Here is a 26256-nt window from a genome sequence, read left to right on the forward strand (position 1 = left end):
CTGTGGGTTTGCGGGGTGTGAGCCGCATGGATGCGGCGACCAAGCCCCCATGGACGGGTTTACGGCGTCCCCGCAAACCCACAGTGCCCCGCCATCCCACGGAATGCCGCTCCTGACGTTGAGGTTGCCGGCCAGCGGCCGGCACTACCGGGGGGGCAGGGCGCAGCCCTGCAAAAAAAACCTACTTCACCCGACGTCCCGTGCGGTCGATGCGGAACCACTCGCCGCCTTCCATCGGCGTATGCCCATCGCCATCCGGCGTGCCACGCCTGCACCCGTTGCAGACCTCCGCCACGCCGTCCTCGAACGGCCACGCGAAATCAAACAGCGCCGGAATCACCTGGCGGAACTGCAGGTCGAAGTAGCCCACGCGGTCACCCACGCGCCCGCGCAGCAGGCCTTCCTGCGGCGTGTCCGCTCCGTTGTCCCAGGCCAGCACCGGCAGGCTGCCGCCGTTGCGGGCCACGTAGTGGAAGCCGCCATCGGCATGCACAACCGCCAGGCCCTGCGCGTCGTACTGCAGGCCCTTCAGCGCGTCGGCGCTGAGCTTCAACTGGTGTGCGTCCACCTCGCAGCCGGGCAGGGCCACCAGGCCCTGTTCTTCCGTCAGCTGCGTGCACGCCGGTGCCTGCGCCCACGCCGCACCGCTGGCCAGCAGGCCGCACAGTGCCAGCGACCGCGCGAGGCGGCCGCTGGCAGACGACGGCCGCTCAGGCCGTGCCGTCACTGCGCCTCGGCCTTGCGCTCGAAGGCGGTCGGCGCCGGCAGCTGCACCGGCACGCCCTTGTCGTCGCAGGTGCCGGCCTGGCACAGGCGCTCGCGCAGGGCCGGGGTGGCCTGCACGATCATGTGGTAGATCGCGTTCTGTTCCAGGGTGCCGCGGATGGCCTTGCTGCCCGGGCCGCGTGCCCAGATGCCCACGTCTTCGCCACCGTGCGATTCGGACTTCATCGGTACCAGCGCTTCCTGCATGTAGTCCGGGTGCTCGGTGTCCACGTCATGCAGGTTCGGGCGGCCGTTGGCCTGTTCGAAGCTGCTCGGGTTGTGCGGGTAGACCTTGGGGCCGGCCGGCTGCTGGTTGGTCGTGCCGGTGTGGCCCGGGCCGTTGGCGTAGCTCAGCGTGGTGTACGGCTGGCCGTTGCCATCCAGCGCGTAGTCCAGCTTGCCGGCGCCGTCTTCGCCGCCCTTGTCCTTCACCTTGCCCAGGATCGGGTTGCCGCGTGCCGGGTAGCCGACGAAGTTGAGGGTGTGCGAGTGGTCGGCGGTGACGATGATCAGGGTGTCGTCGGCCGAGGTCAGTTCGTTGGCCACGCGCACCGCGTCGGACAGGGCGACGGTTTCGGTGAGGGCGCGGTAGGCGTTGCCGCTGTGGTTGGCGTGGTCGATGCGCGCGCCTTCGATCATCAGCACGTAGCCTTCCTGGTGCTGCGCGAGGTTCTTGATCGCCGCGGCGGTCAGCTCGGCCAGGCTCGGCTCACCGGCGGGGTCCTGCGGGCGCTCGTACTCGTAACGCATGTGGTCCGGCTCGAACAGGCCGAGGATGGCCGGCGCGGTGGCCGCGGCCGCCAGCTGCGTGCTGTTCCAGACGTAGGCACCCTGCGGATGCGACTGCTGCCATTCCTGCACCAGGCTGCGCCCGTCCAGGCGCTGGCCGACCTTGTCGTCGTACTCGGGGTCGCGTTCTTCCACGGTGGTGAATTCGCCACGGCCACCGCCGAGGGCGACCAGCGGGCCACGGCCATAACGCGAGGTCGACAGCAGCTGCTGGGCGATGTCCTTGCAGCCGGCGGCCTTGGCGGCGTCGGTCAGGTCGGTGTCGTTTTCCCAGTTGCGCTCGGGCGAGTGCGCGTAGGTCGCGGCCGGGGTGGCGTGGGTCAGGCGTGCGGTGGAGACGATGCCGGTGGCCAAGCCGGCGCTGTCGGCCAGCTGCAGCCAGGTCAGCAGGCCCTTGGACAGGCTGTCGGCGCAGTCACTGCGGCTGCCGGCGCTGACGCCGATCGCACCCATGTGGGTCTTCACGCCGGTGGTGATGGCGGTCATCGTGCCGGCCGAGTCCGGCGTCTGCGAATCGGTGTTGTACGTCTTGCTGAACGCCGTGGCCGGGAAGCGCTCCCAGGACAGCAGGTTCTCTTCGCCCGAACCGCCCTTCTGCTGGCCTTCGTAGATGCGCGAGGCGGCGACGGTGGTCAGGCTCATGCCGTCACCCAGGAACAGGATGACGTTTTTCGCCTTGCCGGACATCGCGCCATTGGCGGCCGCCTGGGCGGCGCCGCTGCGGTACCACCACTGCGGGGTCTCGCCGGCCGGATGGGCGACCGGATCAACGGCGACCTTCAGGCCGGCCGGGGCGGAGGCGGGGGTGGTGCTGGCGCAGGCGCCCAGCAGCAGGGTGGTGGCACAGGCGGCCAACAGGGAGACGGAACGACGCATGGACGCTGGGATCTCACAAAGTGTAACGGGGCGTTCATTATGCCCAACCCTGCAATGCACGCCGATGACACACAGTTTGCCGGTGGGGCGGTCGTACCGCCTGCCCGCTTGGGCTATCGTGCCAGCATCCCTTCCTTCCCCCCTGGATTGCCTATGAAACTGGTCTCTGCCTGGCTGCGGATTCCATTCTGGCAGCGCGTGGTCGGTGGCTTCGTGCTCGGCGCGCTGGCGGGCTGGGCGCTTGGCCCGGCCGCTGAAACGTGGTTCGGCCCGCTCGGCGAGCTGTACGTCACCCTCATCAAGATGATCGCGGTACCGCTGGTGTTCTTCGCGGTCATCAACGCCATCTCCTCGCTGCACGGCCAGAAATCGGTCGCCGCGCTCAGTGGCCGCACGTTCCTGTGGTTCGTCATCACCGCCGCGCTGGCGGTGTGCGTGGGCCTGGGCGTGGGCACGGTGCTGCAGCCCGGCGCCGGTGGCCTGCAGCTGTCGATGGCCAACAACTACGTGCCGCGCGAAGTACCCAGCGTGGTGCAGGTGCTGCTGGACGTGGTGCCGTCCAACGTGTTCTACGCGCTGTCGGGCATCGGCACCAAGGTCAACGCCGCGGGCGAGACCGTGCTGGCGGCCGGCCGTGGTTCGATCCTGCCTGTGATCTTCTTCGCCGGCCTGGTCGGCTTCGCCATCGTCAAGCTCGGCGAGAAGGTGACCGAGGCGCGCAAGCTGGTCGGCCAGATGAGCGACATCATGATCCAGGTGACCCGCTTCGTACTGGAAGTCACCCCGATCGGTACGTTCGGCCTGATCGCCGGCCTGGTCGGCAGCTACGGCTTCGAGAAGCTGCTGCCGCTGGGCCATTTCGTGCTGGCCCTGTACGTGGCCTGCGCGCTGCACATCATCGTGGTCTACAGCGCGCTGCTGCTCTCGCACGGGCTGAATCCGCTGAAGTTCTTCCGCGGTGCCGCGCCGGGCATGCAGGTGGCGTTCGTCAGCTCGTCCAGCTTCGCGGCGATGCCGGTGGCGCTGCGTTCGATCACCCACAACCTGGGCGTCAACAAGGACTATGGTTCGTTCGCCGTGCCGCTGGGCGCGAGCATCAAGATGGACGGCTGCGGTGCGATCTACCCTGCGCTGTGCGCGGTGTTCATCGCCCAGTACAGCGGCGTGCCGCTGACGCCGGAGCAGTACGTGGTGGTGCTGATCGCATCGGTGCTGGGCAGCTTCGGCACGGCCGGCGTGCCGGGCACGGCGGTCATCATGGCCACCGTGGTGCTGAGTGCGGCCAACCTGCCGCTGGAAACCATCGGTTACCTGTACGCGATCGACCGCATCCTGGACATGATGCGGACCATGACGAACGTGACGGGCCAGATGCTGGTGCCGGTGCTGGTGGCCAAGGAAACCGGCCTGCTCGACCAGTCGGTGTACGACAACCCGTCGACCAATGTCGGCCTGGATGATCCCGACCCGACCCCGCCGCGTAGCTGAAGCGGCACTGCAACGGGCTGTATCAGCACCTGTAACACCGCTGATACAGCCCCTGCCGAGCCTTGTGCAGCGTTGTTTCCTGCACGTTAAGGCAAACGAAATCCGAACGCCTCTGTAACACCCTGCTGGCAACGCGCCACCCCCTCGACTGGCTGAACCGCTTGCTACCAAGCGGTTTGGAAGTTGGCACGGAAGCTGCTATGTCCCTGCGCATACGCAACGGGAGAGCGGCATGGACAGCAGCACCACCCATCTGGGTTCCTCGGTCCGGCAGCTGGCGCTGCTGCTGGCCCTGGCCTGCCCGCTGGCGGCCGCCGCCTCGGGTGCGCGCCAGGGAGTGAAGGCGCAGCCGGGCGAGATCGTCCTGCTGCGCGATGTGGCCGCACGTCCGGCCTATCGCATGGCGCCGCCCGGCATGGCGTTGATCGCCGATCCCAAACCGCAGCATGAGATCGCCACCGCACTCGGCAGCGGCGGCGGCTCCAGCGGCATGGATGAATTGAGCGATGACGACTATGCCGGGCTCGGGGCGGGGCAGACCGGCCGCATGGCCGCGCCAGGCGGCACCACCGTGGAGCGGGTGACCCACCAGGCCCTCGGCGGCACGCTGGGCCGTTCCAGTGACGGCGCGCTCGGTGGCAACAGCCTGGGCGGTGCGATGAGCGGCCCGCTCGGCGCCGTCGGCAACACCACCCGCGGCATCGGCGATACCGTGCGCGGCGCGCTGGCGCAGTTCCCGCTGGGCGCGGCACCGCAGGGAGGTGGCAAGTGAATCGCGCGGCGCGTGGCGCGCTGCTGCTGGTGCTGGCGGGTGCGCCCGCACTGGCCTGGGCCGATGATTACAGCGGCATGCTGTCCTATCTGGACGTGGCCCGTATCGGCGACCGCGCGCTGGCCGGTGCCAGTGGCGCCATCATGGTCAACCAGGCCAGCGGCGACCTGAACATCCAGGCCAACCTGCAGGGCATGGCCACCGGCGACCAGGCCAACGTCGCCATCGCTGCACGCCAGCAGCGCCATGCCGACGTGGTGCTGTCGGGGCCGCTGCAGGCCAGCGCACATATCGAAGGCCAGGCGCTGAACGGCGCCAGTGGCATCGCATCGATCAACCAGGCCAGTGGCATCGCCAACACGACGCTCAACGTCGTCAGCGCGACGCTGGCCCGGCAAGGGATACGCGAGACCGACGACGCGGCTTTGGCGGCGTCGGACATCGCGTCAACAGGGGGGCAGGGCGACACCGGCGACGGTGTTGCGGCGGGTATCCGCAGCGTCGGGGTTTCCGCCTCGGCACTGCGGGGCTTCGACGGTGTCCTGCAACTCAATCAGATCGCGGGAGCCCGCAACGACACGGCCAACGTGCTTGGCATGGTCGTCCAGGGCAACCCGTGAGCAGTACCCACCACCCGATGTATCACTGATGAGAGAGAGGACACCATGAACGCGACTTTCAAGAAGTCTCTGCTCGCCATGGCAATTGCTTCTGCCTCGACCGCCGCCGCGGCCAATGGCTGGGACAACCAGAACGCCAACGCGAACATCAACCACAACCATGTCGTGACCGAAACCCGTAACGACACCCACAACCACACCGACAACGAGGTCCGCAACTGGACCCGTACCAACACCACGGTACGCAACAACACCGACAGCTCGAGCGTGACCCGCAACCGTACGGTCAACGAGCAGGTACAGAAGAACAGCAACATCCAGGCCGACGAGCGCAAGGAAAAGAACAACCACGGCGTCGACGTGAACCTGGAAAAGGACCTGCGCCTGAGCAGCGACGTGAACTTCTCCGGCGATCCGACCATCACCGGTGACATCGACCTGGATTCGGCCGCCATCGCGGTCATCGACAACCGCCAGTCGATCAGCCACAACGCCGCGTCCAACAGCCTGGTCACCAACAGCGCCTCGATCGCCGATGACGTCGGCTCGGGTGCCTCGGGCAACCTCGGCTTCAACGTCGTGGCCGGTGACAACAACGCGCAGGACAATGCGGCTTCGCTGTCCGCCGCTGACGCGTCCTTCAGCTTCGGCATGGCCGACGCCGAAGTGTTCGTCAACCAGTCCGGCATGGGCAACACCACCATGAACTCCGGCGTCACCAACGCTGCCGGCCTCGGTGGCAATGCCTTCGGCGGCGCGTCCGGCAACATCGGCGTGAACATCGCGTCGGGCAACAACAACGAGCAGAAGAACGCGCTCGCTGCGTCGGTGGCCACCAGCGCGATGGCCCAGTCCAGCATCAGCTCCAACCAGGTGTCCAGCGGCAATGCCGTGAGCAATGCCGGCTTCGTGCAGTCCTACACCGATACGGTGCAGGTCGGCATGAGCGGCGGTGTCAGCGGCCTCACCCTGGCCTATGGCGCCGGCACCTACAGCGGCCGTGGCAATGCCTACCAGATGGCCAACTACTATCTGGATACCTGGAGTGGCGACCTGCCGCACCCGGGTGGCAACGCGACCGGCCACATCGATCTGGACAACGAGATCCAGAACGCGACGCCGAACCCGTACCGTCAGGGCGTCGGTGGCCTGGGCTTCGATACGCGTGAAAGCGGCACCAGCCAGTTCGTCGAACTGGGCGTCGCCGACCTGTACGCCAGCCTGAGCGGCACCGTCACGACCACCCGCTGGGTGAACGTGAATGCGACCAACACCTCGGCGCTGTCGGGCAGTGCGTTCTCGGGCGCCTCCGGCAACATCGGCGTGAACGTCGCCTCGGGCACCGGCAACCTGCAGGCCAACAGCCTGGCCCTGGCCGTGGCACAGCCGAGCACCGGTGGCGGTGGCGGCACCGGCGGCGGCGAGTAACACCTGGCGTGACCGCTTTCGCAGCGAAGCTGCGTTGAGTGCAACAAGCCCGGCCATCCGCCAATGGCCGGGTCCCCCGGGAGCCCCTGCTCCTCCTCCCCCTTGGGGCAGGGGCTCCTTCCTTCTGCTGGAGGGCACCATGGCCGCACACCGCTGCTGGATCCGCCTGCTGTCCTGCCTGCTGTTGCTGGGCAGCGCCCACGCATGGGCAGGCGACGTCAAGTTCACCGGCGTACTGCCCAACGGCGCGCTGATGCAGCAGAAGGTGGAGAGCATGCAGGAGCGGCGCTACCGCAACCTGGTGCGGCAACACACCGATTACAGCTGTGGCGCGGCCGCACTGGCCACCATCCTGCGCTACGCCTACCACCTGGACACCACGGAGGCGACGGTGATCGAAGGGATGATGGACGTGTCCGATCCGCAGCTGGTGAAGGAACGCGGTTTCTCGCTGCTGGACATCAAGCGCTATGTCGAATCGCTCGGCATGCGCGGGCGTGGCTACCGCATCGATGAAAGCCGGCTGCGCAACCTGCGCGTGCCCGGCCTGGTGCTGATGGACGTACGCGGGTTCCGCCACTTCGTGGTGCTCAAGCAGGTCCGTGGTGGCATCGTCGAGGTGGCCGACCCCATCCTCGGCAACCGCAGCCTGTCCCTGGCCGAATTCAACGAAGCGTGGCCGTCGCGCGCTGTTTTCGTCGTCATCGGCAGCGACTTCGATCGCAACACTGTTCTTCTGCAACCCAGCGAGCGGCCCAGTGCGCGTGCGTTGTACGCGCGGCAGGGCCCGATCACCGATGCCGAACTGGTCGATTTCGGCTTCAGCCATGCCGACCTGTTCTGAAGGAGGCCCGATCATGCTGTGCCAACGTTTGTTGATCGCCACGCTGCTGCTGTTGCCGGTGCTGCCCGCCTGGGCCGCTGAAGGCGCACCAGGGCGCGGCCTGAAGGAAATACCCGATCCCGAACTGAACCTGATGCGTGGTCGCTACACCGTGGGCGGCAACAACGTGGCCTGGTTCGGGGTAACGATGATTTCGCAATGGCAGGGTGCCAACGGCAGCAGCGTGCAGGGCGCGCTGACCCTGGGCATGGACTTCCGCCAGGGCAGTACGCCGCGGCTGACGTTCCAGCCGCACGTGCAGGTCACCAACGCCGATGCCCCGATGCCCACCCCGGACGGACGCAGCATCGACAGCAGCGGCCTGGCCAACGCCACCGGCCTGGTGCAGGCGGTGCAGGTGGCCGGCGATGGCAACACCGCGCGCAACGTGACCACCTTGACCGTGCGTGATGGCGCGGTGCCGACCACCACCGACGATGGCAACCGCATCGCCCAGATGCAGCAGGGCGGGACCAGTGCCACGGCGGTGCTCGATGGTAACCAGGCGCGCCTGATGCTGCAGATCGACGGCCAGGGCCTGGTCCAGCAGTGGATCCGCAATGGCAGCGTCGGCCAGGGCATCGCCCTGTCCGGTGATGGGCAAGTGGCAAGCAACCGGCTGCAGCTTGAGCTGGTACGCAGCACCGTGGCCAGCAACCAGCCGTTGAGCCAGAGCGTGGCCCAGGCGATCGCGCTGAACCGCGGCATGGGCCCGGGCCAGTAACACGGCCCGGTCAAGGGGGAAGGACGGACAACGCAGGCCAACGACATGCACACCTATTTGCGGCTTACCCCGCTGGCGCTGGCGGCGCTGGCGGCCAATGCCTTCGCCCAGCAACCGGCGGCGGAGGCCAAGGACGGTGCCGATGTACAGGCACTGATCACCCAGCTCGAGCAGCTCAAGGCCAACTACGCGCAGGAGGTGCGACGCCTGCGCGAGCTGGACATGCAGGTGCAGGCCATGCAGGCCCGCCTGAGCGGACGGGCCGGCGGCGCCACGATCCCGGCGGCGCCCCTGGCGCCTGCGGCGGCGGCCGCCGTGCCACCGAGCAGCGAAGGTTATGCCAGCACCGCGGCCGAGGCCCAGCAAGCCAAGCAGGAGGCGCGGCGCAGCGTGGACGATGTGAAACAGCAGCAGGCGGCGCTGTTCTCGCGCAGGTTCACCGTTGAAAACAGCCTCACCTACGCGCGCTATGACCGCAAGCAGCTCTCCCTCAACGGCTTCCTGGCGCTGGATGCGATCTTCCTCGGCAACATCGCCATCGAGAATGTCGAGTCCGATTCGCTGACCTACAACCTGGCCGCGCGCTGGGGTGTCAGCCCGAACCTGACGTTGAACATGGACGTGCCCTACCTGGCACGGCGCACCGTGTACCAGAAGGGTGGTGCGGGCGGCGCGGCGGCGGCGATCGCGCAGGAAGAGACCAACGGCAACGGCATCGGCGATGTCAGCATGAGCGCCAACTACCGCCTGTTCGGCGAGCGTGGCTGGCGCCCGGAAACGGTGCTGACCGGCGGCGTCACCGCACCGACCGGCCGCGCACCGTATGGCCTGGACTGGCGGGTGATCGAGCGTGATGACGATGACTACATCCGCTTCGCGGTCCCGCGCGAACAGCCGACCGGCAACGGCGTCTGGCAGGCCAACCTGGGCGTGTCGATGGTGAAGACCGCCGATCCGGCGATCCTGTTCGCCAACGCCGGCTACATCCATTCCTTCCCGCGTGGCTTCGACGATATCGACAGCAACCCGGACACAGTGAACCCCGGCGATGTGAAGCTGGGTGGGTCGGTGTACTTCGGTGCCGGCGTGGCCTTCGCCTTCAACGAACGCACCAGCCTGAGCATTTCCTTCAGCGACAAGATCAGTGCACGCGCGTCGACGCGGTTCCAGGGCGGGCAGTGGGTGAAGGTAATCGGCAGCGATGCCAACGCGGCGTCGTTGAACCTGGGCGTGACCTACGCGCTGAACCAGCACGCGACGATGGTGACCCTGCTGGGCATCGGCCTGACCCCGGATGCACCGGACTTCACGCTGTCGTTCAAGGTGCCGTACATGTTGTAGCTGATTGCGGTGATCCTGCATCGGCAACGCCGGGCCTGGCCCGGCGTTCTTTTTTTTGCAGCGACCCTCACGCTTCCAGTAGAGCCGAGCCATGCTCGGCTGACTTCCTGCCGGGCAGCGCCCGGCACTACCGCTCCGGCGGCAGTTCCAGCCGGTGCTTCCGGCACAACCGGTACACCGTCACCCGCGACACCTGCATGTGCCGCGCGCAGGCCGACACGTTGTAGCCATGCATCTTCAGTGTCCGCAGCAGCACATCGCGCTCGACCTGGCCGCGTGCGTCCTGCAGCACCGCGCGCGGCGAGGGGGCGTCGGCGTCGGCCAGATCCAGGTCGCTGGCGCTGATCAGCTCGTGTTCGCTGACGATTGCCGCGCGCTGCACCCGGTTCAGCAGTTCGCGCACATTGCCCGGCCAGTCGAACTGGCGCATCGCCACGCGCGCACCGGGATCGAAGCCACGGGCGCGGCCGGGATGGCGGTTGCGGAAGCTGCGCAGGAAGTGCTCGGCCAGCAGCAGCACGTCGTTGCCACGGTCGCGCAGCGCCGGCATCGGCAGCCGCAGCACGTTGAGGCGGTAGTACAGATCGCGGCGGAACCGCCCCTGGGCAACGGCCTGTTCGAGGTCGACATGGGTTGCCGCCAGCACGCGGACATCCACCCGCAGCGGCTGGTTGCTGCCGACCCGCTCCAGCGTGCCTTCCTGCAGCACGCGCAGCAGGCTGGTCTGTGCGTCGGCAGGCAGGTCGCCCACCTCGTCCAGGAACACGGTGCCGCCGTCGGCGGTTTCGAACAGGCCGACCCGGCGCTGGGCCGCCCCGGTGAAGGCGCCGCGCTCGTGGCCGAACAGCTCCGACTGCACCAGGCTTGCCGGGATGGCCCCGCAGTTGACTGCGAGGAAGGACCGGCCGGCGCGCCCGGACAGGGCGTGCAGGGCCTGCGCGGCGAGCTCCTTGCCGGTGCCGGTTTCGCCGGTCACCAGCACCGGCAGCTCGACCGGAGCGAATTTGTGCAGGGACGCGCGCACGGCCAGCAGGGCCGGGCTGTCGCCGATCAGCGCGGGCAGGCCGCCGCCGTCGCGTATCGCCGCTGCGGGAGGATCATCCTCGCCGCATTCGCGCTGCATCGCGGTCAGCAGGTCCTGCAGCTCGCGGGGCAGGGTGAACTGGTCCTGGCAGGCGCGCAGCAGCGCCGCCCAGCTGGGCGGCGGCACATCCAGACCGCCCGGCAGCACGGCCAGCCAGGGCAGGTGGTGGTGCTGCTCGACCCACGGCAGCATGGGCTGCAGCGCCTCCGCATCCAGGTGGCGCAGGTCCAGCACGGCCACCAGATGGTCGCGGCCGCGCAGGCCCACGGCCATGGCCGGCGAGGGACTGACGCAGCGCAGCTGCCAGCCGGCCGCCGCCAGCGCGTCGCGCTCGCTCGCCAGTGGCTGGCCGAACCAGATCACACAGCGTGATGGAACCTGCAGGCTTGCCGCCATGCCTTCCCCCAAGCATCCGGGCAACGCGGGCGGTGTCAGACCGGGCATCGCGCGTGCCGCCCCACGCCGGGATGCCATGGCCGCATCCAGCGGCCGGTCGCGGCATGTATCCCGCCGTGACATCAGTGACCAACGCAGGCAGCGGCGGCCAGCGGCCACGCATCTGCACGTCAGGGGAGGTGGACAACAAAAAAGCCGCTGCAGGGCAGCGGCTTCCAGTGCGGGTGCGGGCGTCCGGGTCAGAGGTCGACGCGGCGGGCCTGCATGAACTTGTTGCCCCAGTAGCCGCTGAGCAGGGTGTCGACGCGGACGTCCTTGCCGGTGCTCGGTGCGTGCAGGAAGCGGCCTTCGCCGACATAGATGCCGACGTGGTCGACGCGGCCCTTGCGGCCGAAGAAGACCAGGTCGCCCGCCGCCAGCGCGGCGCGGTCGTTGATCAGTTCGGCATTGTTGTCATGGGCCATTTCGCGCGAGACGCGCGGCAGCTCGATGCCCAGCGCCGAGCGGAATACGTAGCCGACCAGGCCGCTGCAGTCGAAGCCGCTGTCCGGGTTGCTGCCACCCCAACGGTAGGGGGTGCCCAGCAGGGTCATCGCGCGGCGCAGCAGGGACTGCACCTTGCCGTTGTCGGCCTCGGTGCCAACGACGCTGCCATTGGCGGCGCTGCTGGTGTCGTAGTTGGCAAGCAGGCGGCTGAGGTCGCCGGCAACCATCGCCGAACGGTCCATCAGCGGAATGGTGTCATTGGCGGCCAGATGCGGCAGCAGGGCGGCCAGGGTGGCGCTGGCGGCGGCATCGGCGCGGCTGCGCTGGGGAGCGGCAGCGTCGGCCTTGGCGGCCGGCCGGGCGGTCTCGGCCACGGTGGCCGGGGTCGCATCGGTCTTGGTGGGCGCACTCTGCGACCAGGCCGGAAGGCTGGTCAGACACAGCGCCAGGCCCAGGAAAAGCGGGCGGACACTACGTGAAGAAGCGGCGGTCTGGCCTTGGCCTTGCAGGTCGTCAGTCGTCACGCGTCGGTCACAGGAAAAAAACGATGGGGCATCATGCCCTGTAAAAGCGTCAATAAGTTAAAAATTCCGTTAATAAACCGTTATTTCCATAGTGACGTCCATCACAGTTTTGAACATATCGCCTGTTCATTTTAGCGAAGAACGCGTTTCGCTCCTGTGTAGTGGTCTTTCCAGTAGGCGCCGCTGAGCGAGTCCAGGCGGACGGTGCCGCCGGTGCTCGGCGCGTGCACGAACCGGCCTTCGCCCACGTAGATGCCGACATGGGTGACGTTGCCGCGGCTGCCGAAGAACACCAGGTCGCCGGTGGCCAGGCGCTGCGGATCGATCTTCGGTCCCTGCACGGCGGCCAGGTCGCGTGAGGTGCGCGGCAGCTTCAGGTCGACCATCTCGCGGTAGACGTAGGTCACCAGGCCGCTGCAGTCGAAGCCCGAATCGGGGGTGTTGCCGCCATAGCGGTAGGGCGTGCCGACCAGGCTGATGGCGCGCATCAGCACCGAATTGGCAGCCTCGGGGTTGTCCGGCGTGGTGGCCGGCCAGTGCGCCGTGGGCGGCGGCGTGGCGGGGCGGACGGCCTTGCCGCCACCGCAGGCGGCCAGCAGCAGGGGCAGGGCCAGCAGCAGGGCGGGCGCGAGGATCCGGCGCAGGCCGGACGAAACTGGCGTGTTGTGCATGTTCTCCGGATAATGCGCCACCTTGGATTGGCCGTCATGATGGCGGCGTCCCCGCCGGGCGACAACCCGCCCCAACCCGCCTGCCTCCGGCAGATCCAGACAGAGTTGCGCATGAAGATCGAAAAAGACCGCGTTGTCCGCTTCCACTACACCGTCTCCGAGGTCGGCCAGGCGCCGATCGAATCGTCCAAGGACCGCGGTGAGCCGCTGTCGATCCTGATCGGCCACGGCAACATCATCCCGGGCCTGGAAAACGCCATGATGGACAAGGAAGCCGGCGCGACCTTCGACGTCGACGTCTCGGCGGCCGATGCCTACGGCGAGCGCCGCGAAGGCCTGTCCCAGCGCGTGCCGAAGAAGCACTTCGGTACCGCCAAGCTGGTCCCGGGCCAGCAGGTCGTGCTGCAGACCAACTTCGGCCCGCGCGCGGTCACCGTGCAGAAGGTCGGCATGAGCGTGGTCGACGTCGACCTGAACCACCCGATGGCCGGCAAGGACCTGCATTTCGACGTCGAGATCGTTGAAGTGCGCGAAGCCGCCAAGGAAGAAATCGACCACGGCCACGTCCATGGCGACGGTGGTCACCAGCACTGATCGCCCCGCGATCGTGATGGCAGCAACGGCCCGCTTCGGCGGGTCGTTGCGTTTCTGGAACAGGGCGCGGCCGTCCATGGCGCGCAGGGCGGCGGCATAATGACGGACCTGCCTGCCGGATGCCCCGTGAACGCCGCTTCCCCTTCCCTGCAGCCGGTAGCGTCCGGCGAACGCATCGCGGTGCTGGACGTGCTGCGCGGGGTGGCCCTGCTGGGCATCCTGCTGATGAACATCGAGGCCCTCAGCGGACCGCTGGATCTGGCCTTCACCGGCATCGACACGCGCTGGCACGGGCTGGATTACGCGGCCGACGCCTTCGTCTACATCTTCGTGCAGGGCAAGTTCTTCACCCTGTTCTCGCTGCTGTTCGGTGCCGGCTTTGCGGTCATGGCGCAACGCGCGCAGGCGGCCGGGCGTGAATTCGCGCCGTTCTACCTGCGGCGCAGCCTCGGCCTGGCGCTGATCGGCCTGTGCCACGCGCTGCTGGTCTGGTCCGGCGACATCCTGGTGATGTACGCGCTGGTGTCGCTGCCTCTGCTGGCCTGCCGCGAAGCGCCGCGCAGCTGGCTGCCGTGGATGGGCATCGTGGTCTACCTGGCCGGCGTGTCGATGATGCTGCTGATCGGCGCGATGGTGACGATCTCGCCGCCGCCGGACCTGCAGAAGATGCTGGTGGACGCGCAGCAGGCCATCGACCAGCAGCGCCTGGTGTACGGGCAGGGCTCGTGGATGCAGGGCAACGTGCAGCGGCTGCAGGAGTTCGGCAGCTCGCTGGGCGCGCTGGTGATCACCGGGCCGGAAGTGCTGGGCATGTTCCTGATCGGCAGCTGGTTCGCCGCCAGTGGTGCGTTGACCGAGCCGGAGCGCTTCCCGCGGCTGTATGCCAGCCTGCGCTGGGTCGCGCTGCCGCTGGGCCTGCTGGTCACTCTGGGCGGGGTACTGTGGAAGCCGTACCTGGCGCCAGGCGAATACAGCTTTGAAACCACCGCGGTGATGTCGCTGGTGTCGGTCGGCGCGGTGCCGATGTGCCTGGGCTACCTGGCGTGGATCGTGCACTGGCGCGCGCGGCTGGGCTGGCTGGCACCGGCGGGGCGCATGGCGCTGACCCACTACCTGGCGCAGTCGCTGGTCTGCACCTGGCTGTTCAACCACTACGGGCTGGGCTGGTTCGACCTGATGCCGCGCGCATGGCAGCTGGTGTTCGCATTGCTGCTGTTCGCGCTGCAGGTGGGCATCTCGCAGCTGTGGCTGCGGCGCTTCCGCTTCGGCCCGATGGAATGGCTGTGGCGTGCGATGACCTACCGGCAATGGCCGCCGATGCGCCGCGAACGCGGGCACGGGTGAACTGAACTGTTCTGCTGCCGCTCACATCGTGGTGGGTACGCGCCATGGCATGCTCGCTGCCTGTGGCCGTGAACCGCTGAGCGGCACGCATCTTCTTTCTTCGAGCGATTCCGATGAGCACTGCATCCTTTGACTACGACCTGATCGTGCTTGGCGGCGGTTCCGCCGGCCTGGCCGGTGCCATCCGCGCGGCCCAGCACGGCAAGCGCGTGGCGCTGCTGGAACCCGGCGCGCTGGGCGGTACCTGCGTCAACGTCGGCTGCGTGCCGAAAAAGGCGATGTGGCTGGCGGCCGACCTGCACGAGCGCATCGGCCTGGCCAGTGCGATGGGCTTCGATGTGCCGGCACGGCCGGCGCTGTCGTGGAAGGAACTGGTGATCCATCGCCAGGCCTACATCTCCAACATCCATACCAGCTACAACAAGCGCCTGGACGAAACCGGCGTGGTGCGCATCCCGGCGCGCGGCCACCTGGTCGACGCGCATACCGTGGACTGCAGCGATGGCGTGCGCTACAGCGCCGGACACATCCTCATCGCCACCGGCGCGCACCCGCAGCGCCCGGACATTCCCGGCGCGGAGCTGGGCCTGGTCTCCGATGATTTCTTCGACCTGCGCAGTGCGCCGGCCGAAGTGGCGATCATCGGTGGTGGCTACATCGCGGTGGAACTGGCCGGCCTGCTGCAGGCGCTGGGCAGCAGGGTCAGCCTGCTGGTGCGTGGCAACCGGCTGCTGGAGCGCTTCGATCATGAACTGACCGACCAGCTGGCCGAGAACCTGAAACAGCAGGGCGTGCGCATCCATTTCGACTACCGCCTGCGTGAACTGCAGCGCGACGGCGGGCGCGTGCGCGCGTTCGGCCATGACGGCCCGCTGGACAGCGTGTTCGATGCAGTGTTCTTCGCCACCGGCCGCCGTGGCAACAGCCGCGACCTCGGCCTGGAAGCGCTGGGCATCGGCATCGGCGAACACCAGCAGGTGGAGGTGGATGAGTGGCAGACCACGGCGGTGCCCAGCGTGCATGCGGTGGGTGACATTGCCGGCAAGGTCGGCCTGACCCCGGTCGCGGTGGCCGCGGCACGGCGCCTGATGGACCGCCTGTTCGGCGGCCGCCCTGAAGCGAAGATGGATTACAGCAACGTGGCCAGCGTGGTGTTCTCGCACCCGCCGCTGGGCGCGGTGGGCATGAGCGAGGAAGAAGCACGCGCCTGCTTCGATCAGGTGACGGTCTACCACAGCCGGTTCCGGCCGATGCTGCAGGCGCTGGCCAACGGCACCCAGCGCAGCCTGTTCAAGATGGTGTGTGCCGGTGCGGAGGAGCGCGTGGTCGGCATCCACCTGCTCGGCGAAGCAGCCGATGAGATCCTGCAGGGCTTCGCGGTGGCGGTGAAGATGGGCGCGACCAAGGCCCAGTTCGACGACACCGTGGCCATCCACCCGACCTCGGCCGAGGAAGTGGTGCTGATGCGCTGACGCGCGGTTGTTGTAGAGCCGAGCCCATGCTCGGCTGCGCCCATCTGTAGAGTCGAGCCATGCTCGACTGCGGTGGGAAGTCAGTCGAGCATGGCTCGACTCTACAAGGCGGGCAGCGGGCGCCCGCATGCGACAATGCGCGTCCCCACATACCCCATGGCCGCACCCTGCGGCCTGCCGTCGTCCTGATGTCCAACCCTTCCCCCCGCATCGCTACGACCTCCCCGCGCATTGCCCTGGGCGGCATCGGCCTGGCTGCGGTCGGTGCCATCGCCGCGTCCGGCAAGGCCATCATCGTCAAGCTGGGCCTGCGCCACGGCGTCGATGCCACCACGCTGCTTGCCCTGCGCATGCTGATGGCGCTGCCGCTGTTCGTGCTGATGGCCCTGTGGTCGGCGCGCCGTGCCGAACCGCTGTCCTGGGCCGACCGTGCCCGCGTGCTGTGGCTGGGCTTCACCGGCTACTACCTGTCCAGCCTGCTCGATTTCCAGGGCCTGCAGTACATCAGCGTGACCCTGGAACGGCTGATCCTGTACTTGAACCCGACCCTGGTGCTGCTGATCAACGTGCTGCTGGCGCGGCAGCGCCCGGGCCGCTGGCAGGTCGCGGCGCTGGTGCTGAGCTACCTGGGCGTGCTGCTGGCCTTCGGCCATGACCTGCAGCGCGAGGGCGGGCAGATCATCGTCGGCAGCCTGCTGGTGCTGGGCAGCGCGCTCAGCTACGCGCTGTACCTGTTCGGCAGCGGCCAGGTGGTCGCGCGCATCGGTGCGGTAAGGCTGACTGCCTATGCCAGCTGCGTGGCCGGCGTGCTGGTGCTGCTGCATTTCGCCATCACCCATCCGCTGCCGCTGCTGTGGCAGGCACCGGCGCCGGTGCAGTGGCTGTCGCTGGTCAACGCCACGGTGTGCACCGTGCTGCCGGTGCTGGCGATCATGCTGGCGGTGCAGCGCGTCGGCTCGTCGCTGGCCGCGCAGGTGGGTATGCTGGGCCCGGTTTCCACCATCGTGATGAGTCTATGGCTGCTCGACGAGCCGATGGGGCCGGCGCAGATCGCCGGCACCGTGCTGGTGCTGATCGGCGTACTGCTGGTGACCCGCCTGCGGCGCTGACGCCGGAGCAGGCGCGTGACCGCATCCTGGCGGTGATCCGTGCGATCCCGCCGGGCCAGGTGCTGGGCTATGGCCAGGTCGCGATGCGCGCCGGCCTGCCCGGGCGCGCGCGCCTGACCGCGCGCATCCTCGGCCAGAACGAAGACCCGGACCTGCCCTGGCACCGCGTGCTGCGCTCGGACGGGCGCATCGCCATGGCCGAAGGTTCGGCCGGCTGGCGCGAGCAGTCGCAGCGGCTGCGCGCCGAAGGCGTGGTGGTGGAAAACGGCCGCGTGCGCATGCCTGCCAGCGATCCGGCTGCCGCGCTGGACGCGGCGATCTGGGGCCCGGGCTGATCACCAGCGGCGACTGAACGGAACGGGCAGGGCGGTCGCCACGCTGTCGTGAGGCTGCGGCTATGATGGAGGCCGTTCCATGCCGGTATTCCCATGTTCCCGCGACTGCCCACCGTCACCAAGGCTCTGCTGATCGCCAACGTGATCCTGTTCCTGCTGCAGCAGCCGTTCCTGCTCGGCATGCAGACCTTCGAACCGTTCATGCTGCAGCCGTGGCAGCAGGGTTTCGATGCGTTTTCCCCGGGCGGCAATTTCCAGCCGTGGCAGCTGCTGACCTATGGCTTCCTGCACAGCGGCTTTGCGCACCTGTTCTTCAACATGTTGCTGCTGTTCCTGCTTGGCTCGCCGCTGGAACAGACCTGGGGCGAGAAGCGGTTCCTGGTCTTCTACCTGGTCTGCATCGCCGGTGCCGGCGTCTGCCAGCTGATCGTGGGAACGATGCTGGACAACCCGGCCACGGTGCTGGGCGCTTCGGGCGGTGTGTTCGGCCTGCTGCTGGGGTACGGCATGGTGTTCGGCGACCGGGTGATGCGGCTGCTGTTCCCGCCAATCACGATGACGGCGCGGACCTTCGTGATATTGATGGGTGTGACCGAGGTGGTCATGGCCATGACCGGTTGGGATCCGGGCGTCGCCCATCTGGCCCACCTCGGCGGCATGCTGTTCGGCTGGCTGCTGATCCGCTACTGGCGGGGGCAGCCGCCGTTCAACAAGCATCGCCCGCCGGGCCCGCCCGGCCCACGCAAGCGGCCGAACCACCTGCGCAGCGTGAAGTGAGGCGCGCCGCGCCTCTCTTCACGCGGGTAGGTGCCGACCGTTGGTCGGCACACTTTGAATGGGATCATTTGACGCTGTGGGTGCCGACCGTTGGTCGGCGCACGGTGCCCGCATCCACGCATGGCGTGGATCTACAGATCCTGCAGCACCACCTGCGCGGCATTGTGCCCCGGCGCACCGGTCACGCCGCCGCCGGGATGGGTGCCCGATCCACACAGGTACAGCCCCGGCAGCGCACCGCGATAGCCGGCCTGTCCGACCATCGGCCGCGCCGAGAACAACTGGTTGGCACTGAGCGCGCCGTGGAAGATATCGCCGCCGACCAGGCCGAAGGTCCGCTCCAGATCCAGCGGTGACAGCACCTGTCGGCCCAGTACGCTGGCGGCAAAGCCCGGCGCATGGCGGTCGACGGTGGCCATCATCAGGTCGGCTACCTCGTCCCGATGGTCATCCCAATGCCGCCCACCAGGCAGCACCGGCGCCACGTGCTGGCAGAACAGGCTGGCCACATGCTGCCCGGGCGGGGCCAGCGAATCGTCCAGCGTGCTGGGAATCAGCATCTCCACGATCGGTTCGCGCGACCAGCCATCGCGCCGTGCGTCCAGCCACGCGCGGTCCATGTAGTCCAGGCTGGGCGCCATGATGATGCCTGCGCTGAGGTGGTCGCCGGGGCCGGGCAGGGCGCGGAAGTCCGGCAGCCGCGACAGTGCGACGTTCATCCGGAACGTGCCCGAGCCGCAGCGCCACTGCGCCATCCGCTCGCGCGTCGTCGGCGGCACCTGCGTTGGCTCCAGCAGCTGTTCGTACAGCAGCTTGGGATTGACGTTGGCGACCACCGCACGTGCGCGCAGCGTTTCGCCGCTGCTCAACTCCACACCGGCCACGCGCCCCTGCTCGACCAGCACGCGCTGCACGCCCGCATCCACGCGCAGCTCGGCACCGGCCTCGCGCGCGGCCGCCGCCATCGCCTGGCTGATCGCGCCCATGCCGCCGATCGCGTGGCCCCAGGCACCTTTCACGCCGTTGCACTGGCCGAACACGTGGTGCAGCAGCACATACGCGCTGCCCGGCGTGTACGGGCTGGCGAAGTTGCCGACGATGCCATCGAAGCCGAACAGCGCCTTGATCGGTTCGCTCTCGAACCAGCGATCCAGGTACTCGGCGGCCGAGAGGGTGAACAGGTCCAGCAGCTCCTGCCGCAGCGACGCATCCAGCGAGGCCAGTTCGCGGCCCAGGCGCCCCATCTGCCACAGCGCGGGCAGGGCGCGCCATCCGCCGGCCACGCCGAGGTCGGGCGGCGCACGCAGCGACCATGCACGCAGCACGTCGGCGAAGATCTCCAGCCGCGCTTCGTACTCGGGCAGCCGCAGCGCGTCGCGCTCGGAGAATTTCGCCACCTCGGCCTGGGTGCGGCCCGGTGCCGACAGCAGGTAGCGGCCATCGTCCAGCGGCAGGAAGTTGTTGGCCGGCCGGTTGATGATGCGCAGTCCATGCGCGTGCAGCTGCAGGTCGTCGATTACCTTCGGCTGCAGCAGCGACACGGTGTAGGAAGCCACCGAGTTGCGGAAGCCGGGATGGAACTCCTCGGTGACCGCCGCACCGCCCAGCACGCCGCGGCGCTCCAGCACCAGCACCTTCTTGCCGGCTTTCGCCAGGTAGGCGGCACACACCAGTCCGTTGTGGCCACCACCCACGATGATCGCGTCCCAGTGGTTCATGCGCCCGCAATCGCCGCTTCGATGGTGGCGATGTCGATTTTCTTCATCGGCATCATGGCGTTGAACGCGCGTTTCGCCAGTGCCTTGTCCGGGCTGGTCACCGCGTCGATGAGCATGCGCGGGCTGATCTGCCACGACACGCCCCAGCGGTCCTTGCACCAGCCGCAGTCGCTTTCCTGGCCACCGTTGCCGACGATGGCGTTCCACAGCCGGTCGGTCTCGGCCTGGTCTGCGGTCTGGATCTGGAACGAAAACGCTTCGCTGTGCTTGAACGCCGGGCCGCCGTTCAGGCCGACGCAGGCCACGCCGCAGATGGTGAACTCGACGGTGAGCACCGCGCCCTCCTGGCCGGCCGGGTAATCGCCCGGCGCGTGGTGCACGGCGGTCACCGCACTGTTGGGGAAGGTGTTGGCGTAGAAGGTGGCCGCATCCAGCGCCTCCTTGTCGTACCACACGCAGATGATGTTCCTGACGGTCATGATCGGCTCCGCAGCGGTCGAAGGCGCAGCGATAGCACGGGCGGTGTTAATGCGGGATCGTGCTGCACTGCAGGACCGCGCTACCATGCGATGGCAGAGCAGTTCCCTTCCATCGCAGTACGACAAGGACGACGCGTGAAGATCCTGATCCTGGGCGGATATGGGGTATTTGGAGGGCGCCTGGTGCAGCTGCTGGCGGACCTGCCGCAGCTGGAGCTGCTGGTGGCCGGGCGCACCCTGGCGGCGGCGCAGGCCTTCTGCGCGGACTTCCGCGGCGAAGCGCGCGTGCGGCCGCTGCGGGTGGACCGGCAGGAGCTGGCGCCGACCCTGCTGGCCGAAGGGCCCGATCTGCTGATCGATGCGTCCGGTCCCTTCCAGGAGTACGGCAGCCAGCGCTATTCGGCCATCGAGGCCTGCATCGCTGCCGGCATCGATTATCTGGATTTCGCAGACGCCGCCGACTTCGTGTTCGGTGTCTCGCAGTTCGACGCGCAGGCGCGCGCGGCCGGCGTCTACGTGCTGTCCGGGGTCAGCAGCTTCCCGGTGCTGACCGCCGCCGTGTTGCGGGTGATGGCCACGCGCATGGACATCGTCAGCGTGGAAGGCGGTATTGCGCCGTCGCCCTACGCAGGCATCGGCCTGAACGTGATGCGCGCGGTGGTCGGTTATGCCGGGTCACCGGTGAAGCTGCGTCGCGGCGGGCGTGATGGCCACGGCGTGGGCCTGGCCGAAAGCCGCCGCTTCACCGTGGCGGTGCCGGGCCGGATACCGCTGCGCAACCTGCATTTCTCGCTGGTGGACGTGCCCGACCTGCAGGTGCTGCCGCCGGAGCACCCCACGCTGACCGATATCTGGATCGGCGCCGGCCCGGTGCCGGAGATCCTGCACCGCATCCTCAACCTGCTGGCCAAGGCCCGCCAGCACCTGCGCCTGCCGTCGCTGGAACCGTGCTCGCGGCTGTTCTACACCGTGCTGAACCTGATGAAGTTCGGCGAGCATCGCGGCGGCATGATCGTGCGCGCACTCGGCGTGCGTGATGGCGCGCCGGTGCGGCAGAGCTGGCACCTGCTGGCCGAAGCCGATGACGGTCCCTACATTCCGTCGATGGCCATCGAGGCGCTGATCCGCAAGCAGCTCGCCGGCGAACGGCCGGCGCCGGGCGCGCGCCCGGCAACGCATGCGCTGGAACTGACCGACTACGACCAGGTGTTTGCCGGCCGCACCATCCATACCGGTTTCCGCCAGGACATGCCCGGCGCCAGCCTGTACCAGCGCGTGCTGGGCGATGCCTATTCGCGTTTGCCCACAGCCGTGCAGGCCCTGCATGCGCCGGGTGCGGCACGGTGCTGGCAGGGCAGGGCGCAGGTGCAGCGAGGCAGTGGCCTGCTGTCGCGGCTGCTGGGCGTGGTGTTTGGCTTCCCGGCTGCGGGCGGGCAGGTGCCGGTCAGCGTCGCCTTTGCGCCGGAAGCGGGCGGCGAGCGCTGGACGCGCACGTTTGCCGGGCGCCGCTTCTCCTCGCTGCAGACCGAAGGGCGTGGTCGCAACGAGGCGCTGCTGGTCGAGCGCTTCGGTGCCGTGTCGGTGGCGCTGGCCGTGGTGGTCGAGGGCGGTCGGCTGCAGCTGGTGCCGCGTCGCTGGTCGCTGCTGGGCATCCCGCTGCCGCGCGCGCTGCTGCCGGGCGATGACAGCTTCGAGTACGAAGTGGATGGACGTTTCGTGTTCGACGTGGAGATCGGTGCGCCGCTGGTCGGCCGCATCGTGCATTACCGGGGGACGCTGGAGCCGGCGTGAGGATTACCGCTGCGTGCATGCAGCGGGTGTGTCGGAATCGGATCGACGTGCTGTCGCTTCGGACGCTGCATGGCGCGCGGCAGCGCTTCTGGTGTGACGTATATCGCCTGTGGTGGGGCGGTTCGGGCGTGCGTACAGGCGGTTGCGAGACCCGCCGAATGTCCAGGATTTTCAAGCGCATGGCGTGAATCCGGGCCCGCGCCGAGCGCTGTGTCGTGGCGAATTCCGCGCACTTCATCGCCGGTTTCAGCACTGCCGCACACGCCAGGCCCGTGCCTATAACGCTCCGGCAGTTCCATCACCGGAGAGAGTTCATGGCATTTGCATCCGCACATCGCGTGCTGAAGCGCAGCGCGCTTTCAGCAGTGTTGTTTTCCATCGTCGGCAGCGTCGCTGCGCAGAGCACCACCGGCACGCTGCACGGCACCGCCGCCGGCTCCGAAGGCGCGACCGTCGTCGCCCAGAGTGACAGCGGCCTCAGGCGCACGGCGGCCATCGATGCGCAGGGGCGCTACAGCTTTGGCGCGCTGCCGGTGGGCCGCTACAGCATCAGCCTGCAGCGCGACGGGCGCATCCTCGAACAGCGCGACGACGTGCAGCTGCGCGTGGGCAGTGGTACCGAAGTGAGCTTCGCCGCACATGGCCCAGCCACCACGCTGGAAGCGGTCAACGTCACCGCGGCGAACCTGCCGAAGATCGATGTGAGCCACACCGTGTCCAAGTCGGTCATCACCTCCGAGCAGCTGGACGTGCTGCCGCTGGGGCGCAGCGCTGAATCCATCGCGCTGCTGGCGCCGGGCGTGGTGGCCGGCAGCGGTGCCTTCTCCAACGGGTCGCGCTCGGTCCTGTCGTTCGGTGGCTCCAGCGTCACCGAGAACGCGTATTACCTCAATGGCTTCAACGTCACCAATCCACTCAACTACCTGGGCGGCGTCAGCCTTCCTTACGGCTCCATCGACCAGCAGGAAACCTTCACCGGCGGCTATGGTGCGGCGTATGGCCGTTCCACCGGTGGCGTCATCAACCAGGTCGGCAAGCGTGGCACCAACGCGTGGCGGTTCGGCGCGCAGGTCACCTGGTCGCCTGCCGGGCTGGCCGAATCTCCGGCATCGGTGAACTACCCGGACATGACCCTGCCGGAGGGATATGCCTACGAGAACGAGGCCAGGCCGGGCACGCTGTACCGCTACCGGCGCGGTGACAAGTCCACCACGACCACCTACAGCGGCTATGTCAGTGGGCCGTTGATCGAAGACAGGCTGTTCATCCATCTTGCCGCCGAATCGAACCGTCGCGAGGGTGTTGCAACCGCCAACGAGGCCGCCGCGCAGCAGGTGCGCAACCACTACCGTGCGGATACACCGAAGTTCTACGGCAAGATCGACTGGAACATCAACGACAGCAACACGCTGGAATACACGCGCTTCCAGGACACCGATCGTACCGGCGGCTACTACCGGGACTTCGACTACGAGACGCTGTCCGAAGGGGATCGCACCGGTACGTTCCCCAACGTGGCAAAGTCCAGTACCGACGTCGATATCTTCAAGTACACCGGCTACCTCAGCGACGCGCTGACCTTCAGTGCCGTGTGGGGGCGCGCCCGCACCAGCAACCTCAAGTTCAATCCGCTGGACTCGGGCAACCCCTACATCAACGGCGCCGGCAACCAGGATCCCGCGTTGAACGGCGGCACGCCGATCCGCAACGACCAGCCCGATCTGTACACCAAGGCACCGGATGCAGGCAGCACGACGCACGGGCTGCGCATGGACCTGCAGTACCGCATCGGCAACCATGAGTTGACCGCCGGTGTCGACAACATGACCTACCGGGCCACCAACGAAGGCGAATCCATGACGGGCCCCGGCCATGCCTGGATCTATTCGCGTGGCAATCCGGGCGCCTCGCCCAGCCCGGGCTTCGGCATCGCACCCCCGGGGGGAAATGGCTACTTCGTGCAGAAGTACATTTTCTCCACCACCACCAGCATGTCGGTGAAGCAGCGGGCCTATTACCTGGAGGACCGCTGGCAGCTGACGCCCGACTGGCTGCTGACGCTCGGCCTGCGCAACGACCGCTTCACCAACTTCAACAGCGATGGCCGCGCCTACGTGGAGAGCGGCGACCAGTGGGCGCCACGCCTGGGCGCCAGCTGGGATGTTTTCGGTGATGCGTCGTTGAAGCTGTTCGCCAACCTGGGCCGCTACTACCTGGCATTGCCCAACAGCGTGGCCATCCGTGGCGCTTCCGCATCAACCTACACGCGTGAGTACTTCACCTATACCGGCATCGATGCCAACGGCAACCCGACCGGCCTGACGCCGCTGGGGCCGGGGCCGGTGTCGGCCAATGGCGAGTACGGGCAGGCGCCGGATCCGCTGGCGGTGGCGCCGACCGACCTGAAGTCGCAGTATCAGGACGAGCTGATCCTCGGCTTCGAGAAGACCCTGGGCAGCCGCTGGAACACCGGCGGCAAGGTCACCTACCGGCAACTGCAGTCGGCCATTGACGATACCTGCGATGCCGACCGCTTCGTCGACCGACTGGCAGGCATGGGGCTGGATGCGGACACCTTCGATCTGCCCGGTTGCGTGATCTTCAATCCGGGTGCCACCAACACGTTCCAGCTGCGGCACCGTGATGGTTCCGGCTACACGCCGGTCAGCATGAGTTCGACGGACTGGGGCTACGACGGCAATAAGGCGAAGCGCCAGTATGTCGCGCTGGATGTGTTCATCGAGCACCCGATGTCCGACGGCTGGTACGGCCGCCTGGACTACACCTGGTCGCGCAGCTTCGGCAACGCCGAAGGGCAGGTGAGATCGGATATCGGCCAGAGCGATGCCTCCAAGACCCAGGACTGGGATGCGGCGGCGTTGATGGAGTACGCCGGCGGCTATCTCGCCAATGATCGGCGGCACCAGTTCAAGGCGTTCGGCGCCTACCAGATCAATGACGAATGGACCGCATCTGCCACGGTGCGGGTGATGTCGGGCATGCCGAAAAACTGCCTCGGCTACTACGGCAGTGACCAGAGCGATCCTCTCAATGGCTACGGATCGGCCTACCACTACTGCAACGGCAGGCCGTCGCGCCCCGGCGACGCGGGTCGGCAGCCGTGGACGGCGCAGCTGGACATGGGCGTGATGTACCGCCCCGGGTTCGCTGACAACCGGCTGGGCCTGGGCCTGAGTGTCTTCAACGTGCTCAACCAGCGGCGCCAGCTGCAGTCGACCGCCAAGTACCAGACCGGACCGGACACGGTCTCCAACCTCTACGGCATGGGCAGCTACTTCACGGCCCCGCGGACGGTGCGCCTGAGCGCCTCCTACGACTTCTGACCTGCGCGAACAGCGGCTCTCTCTCTCCGCAAAGGTTGGCTTGGCCCTGATCCGTCAGGGCCCTTTTTCCAGCGACCTGCCTGCATGGATCCACGGCAGGCACGGATACCCCATCACACCAGCGAAGGCGCCCCAGGGCGCCTTTTTTCGTTGTCGCCTCGCGCCGCCGCCCGGTGCGGGAAAACGAAAGTAAATGCTCGTGGCATCTTTCGAAATCAGCGCGCCCGCGCCGCGCATAAGCGGTCAAATCAATGCCGCAATGTCTCAGTTAAATGAAATGTAAATGAATGTTTTCGTTTGTATCAAAGTAAAATCAATAAAATCAATGACATAAAATATTATCCAGTAAGCCTTGCAAGTTAAACTTTTATGAAATTAATATCCTATTCAGCTGTTTTCATGATCGAACATTGATGCAGCGAGCCTGAAACGTAAGTGTGTCTTTT

At 67.6% G+C, this 26256-nt stretch carries 22 protein-coding genes; 15 read left to right on the plus strand and 7 right to left on the minus strand.

Annotated elements, in window-relative coordinates:
* Positions 1-181: 181 nt before the first annotated feature.
* Both ACVOK1_RS08395 and ACVOK1_RS08400 read right to left on the minus strand, forming a co-directional pair.
* Positions 182-727: a WG repeat-containing protein gene (locus tag ACVOK1_RS08395; protein ID WP_481561736.1), complete on the minus strand. Its 546-nt coding sequence runs from the start codon at positions 725-727 to the stop codon at positions 182-184.
* Complete coding sequence (locus tag ACVOK1_RS08400; RefSeq protein WP_406235306.1) at positions 724-2430, minus strand: alkaline phosphatase; 1707 nt, start codon at positions 2428-2430, stop codon at positions 724-726. The genes ACVOK1_RS08395 and ACVOK1_RS08400 overlap by 4 nt, the downstream gene beginning before the upstream one ends.
* Positions 2431-2583: 153 nt before the next feature.
* On the opposite strand from ACVOK1_RS08400, the gene ACVOK1_RS08405 reads away from it, so the two are divergent.
* The 7 genes from ACVOK1_RS08405 (at position 2584) to ACVOK1_RS08435 (ending at position 9686) form a co-directional block, all read left to right on the plus strand.
* On the plus strand, positions 2584-3918 hold the full coding sequence (locus ACVOK1_RS08405) for a dicarboxylate/amino acid:cation symporter (protein WP_108769516.1): 1335 nt from the start codon (positions 2584-2586) through the stop codon (positions 3916-3918).
* A gap of 232 nt (positions 3919-4150) precedes the next feature.
* On the plus strand, positions 4151-4690 hold the full coding sequence (locus ACVOK1_RS08410; RefSeq protein WP_164072944.1) for a hypothetical protein: 540 nt from the start codon (positions 4151-4153) through the stop codon (positions 4688-4690).
* Complete coding sequence (locus ACVOK1_RS08415; protein ID WP_200753264.1) at positions 4687-5310, plus strand: hypothetical protein; 624 nt, start codon at positions 4687-4689, stop codon at positions 5308-5310. Before ACVOK1_RS08410 ends, ACVOK1_RS08415 begins: the two co-directional genes overlap by 4 nt.
* A gap of 45 nt (positions 5311-5355) precedes the next feature.
* Positions 5356-6738: an adhesin gene (locus ACVOK1_RS08420; protein WP_116862715.1), complete on the plus strand. Its 1383-nt coding sequence runs from the start codon at positions 5356-5358 to the stop codon at positions 6736-6738.
* A 139-nt stretch (positions 6739-6877) separates the two neighbouring features.
* The gene (locus ACVOK1_RS08425; RefSeq protein ID WP_481561737.1) at positions 6878-7582 is read left to right on the plus strand and encodes a C39 family peptidase; all 705 of its coding nucleotides are present in this window, start codon (positions 6878-6880) and stop codon (positions 7580-7582) included.
* 13 nt (positions 7583-7595) lie between these two features.
* Positions 7596-8345, plus strand: a complete 750-nt coding sequence (locus tag ACVOK1_RS08430; RefSeq protein ID WP_108769511.1) for a hypothetical protein — start codon at positions 7596-7598, stop codon at positions 8343-8345.
* 45 nt (positions 8346-8390) lie between these two features.
* Positions 8391-9686 carry a transporter gene (locus ACVOK1_RS08435; RefSeq protein ID WP_481561738.1) on the plus strand — a complete coding sequence of 432 codons (1296 nt, stop codon included), beginning with the start codon at positions 8391-8393 and terminating at the stop codon, positions 9684-9686.
* 127 nt (positions 9687-9813) lie between these two features.
* Here ACVOK1_RS08435 and ACVOK1_RS08440 read toward each other — a convergent pair whose 3' ends face one another.
* From ACVOK1_RS08440 to ACVOK1_RS08450, 3 genes are all read right to left on the minus strand, one after another.
* Complete coding sequence (locus tag ACVOK1_RS08440; RefSeq protein WP_406235312.1) at positions 9814-11166, minus strand: sigma-54 interaction domain-containing protein; 1353 nt, start codon at positions 11164-11166, stop codon at positions 9814-9816.
* Positions 11167-11405: 239 nt separating this feature from the next.
* Positions 11406-12176, minus strand: a complete 771-nt coding sequence (locus tag ACVOK1_RS08445) for a C40 family peptidase (RefSeq protein ID WP_108769508.1) — start codon at positions 12174-12176, stop codon at positions 11406-11408.
* A 131-nt stretch (positions 12177-12307) separates the two neighbouring features.
* The gene (locus ACVOK1_RS08450) at positions 12308-12847 is read right to left on the minus strand and encodes a C40 family peptidase (protein ID WP_116862721.1); all 540 of its coding nucleotides are present in this window, start codon (positions 12845-12847) and stop codon (positions 12308-12310) included.
* Between the two features lie 111 nt (positions 12848-12958).
* Here ACVOK1_RS08450 and ACVOK1_RS08455 point away from each other — a divergent pair, with 111 nt between their 5' ends.
* From ACVOK1_RS08455 to ACVOK1_RS08480, 6 genes are all read left to right on the plus strand, one after another.
* Positions 12959-13441, plus strand: coding sequence for an FKBP-type peptidyl-prolyl cis-trans isomerase (locus tag ACVOK1_RS08455; RefSeq protein ID WP_108769506.1), 483 nt, complete (start codon positions 12959-12961; stop codon positions 13439-13441).
* 99 nt (positions 13442-13540) lie between these two features.
* Positions 13541-14785: a DUF418 domain-containing protein gene (locus tag ACVOK1_RS08460; RefSeq protein WP_481561739.1), complete on the plus strand. Its 1245-nt coding sequence runs from the start codon at positions 13541-13543 to the stop codon at positions 14783-14785.
* Positions 14786-14898: 113 nt separating this feature from the next.
* Positions 14899-16257, plus strand: a complete 1359-nt coding sequence (gene gorA / locus ACVOK1_RS08465; protein ID WP_481561741.1) for a glutathione-disulfide reductase — start codon at positions 14899-14901, stop codon at positions 16255-16257.
* 188 nt (positions 16258-16445) lie between these two features.
* Positions 16446-17366: a DMT family transporter gene (locus ACVOK1_RS08470; RefSeq protein ID WP_481561742.1), complete on the plus strand. Its 921-nt coding sequence runs from the start codon at positions 16446-16448 to the stop codon at positions 17364-17366.
* A complete protein-coding gene (locus ACVOK1_RS08475; protein ID WP_254051438.1) occupies positions 17363-17701 on the plus strand; it encodes an MGMT family protein in 339 nt (112 codons plus the stop codon). The genes ACVOK1_RS08470 and ACVOK1_RS08475 overlap by 4 nt, the downstream gene beginning before the upstream one ends.
* Before the next feature lie 93 nt (positions 17702-17794).
* Positions 17795-18478, plus strand: a complete 684-nt coding sequence (locus tag ACVOK1_RS08480) for a rhomboid family intramembrane serine protease (protein ID WP_406235321.1) — start codon at positions 17795-17797, stop codon at positions 18476-18478.
* Positions 18479-18609: 131 nt separating this feature from the next.
* Here the strand turns inward: ACVOK1_RS08480 and ACVOK1_RS08485 are convergent, their stop codons facing one another.
* Both ACVOK1_RS08485 and ACVOK1_RS08490 read right to left on the minus strand, forming a co-directional pair.
* The gene (locus ACVOK1_RS08485) at positions 18610-20196 is read right to left on the minus strand and encodes a phytoene desaturase family protein (protein WP_481561743.1); all 1587 of its coding nucleotides are present in this window, start codon (positions 20194-20196) and stop codon (positions 18610-18612) included.
* Positions 20193-20675 (minus strand): VOC family protein, encoded by a 483-nt coding sequence (locus tag ACVOK1_RS08490; protein WP_481561744.1) that lies wholly within the window; start codon positions 20673-20675, stop codon positions 20193-20195. Before ACVOK1_RS08490 ends, ACVOK1_RS08485 begins: the two co-directional genes overlap by 4 nt.
* Positions 20676-20810: 135 nt before the next feature.
* Here ACVOK1_RS08490 and ACVOK1_RS08495 point away from each other — a divergent pair, with 135 nt between their 5' ends.
* Positions 20811-22466 carry a saccharopine dehydrogenase family protein gene (locus tag ACVOK1_RS08495; RefSeq protein WP_481561745.1) on the plus strand — a complete coding sequence of 552 codons (1656 nt, stop codon included), beginning with the start codon at positions 20811-20813 and terminating at the stop codon, positions 22464-22466.
* A gap of 314 nt (positions 22467-22780) precedes the next feature.
* A complete protein-coding gene (locus ACVOK1_RS08500; protein ID WP_481561746.1) occupies positions 22781-25810 on the plus strand; it encodes a TonB-dependent receptor in 3030 nt (1009 codons plus the stop codon).
* Positions 25811-26256 lie beyond the last annotated feature (446 nt).

The organism is Stenotrophomonas sp. STEN087, from assembly GCF_056759115.1.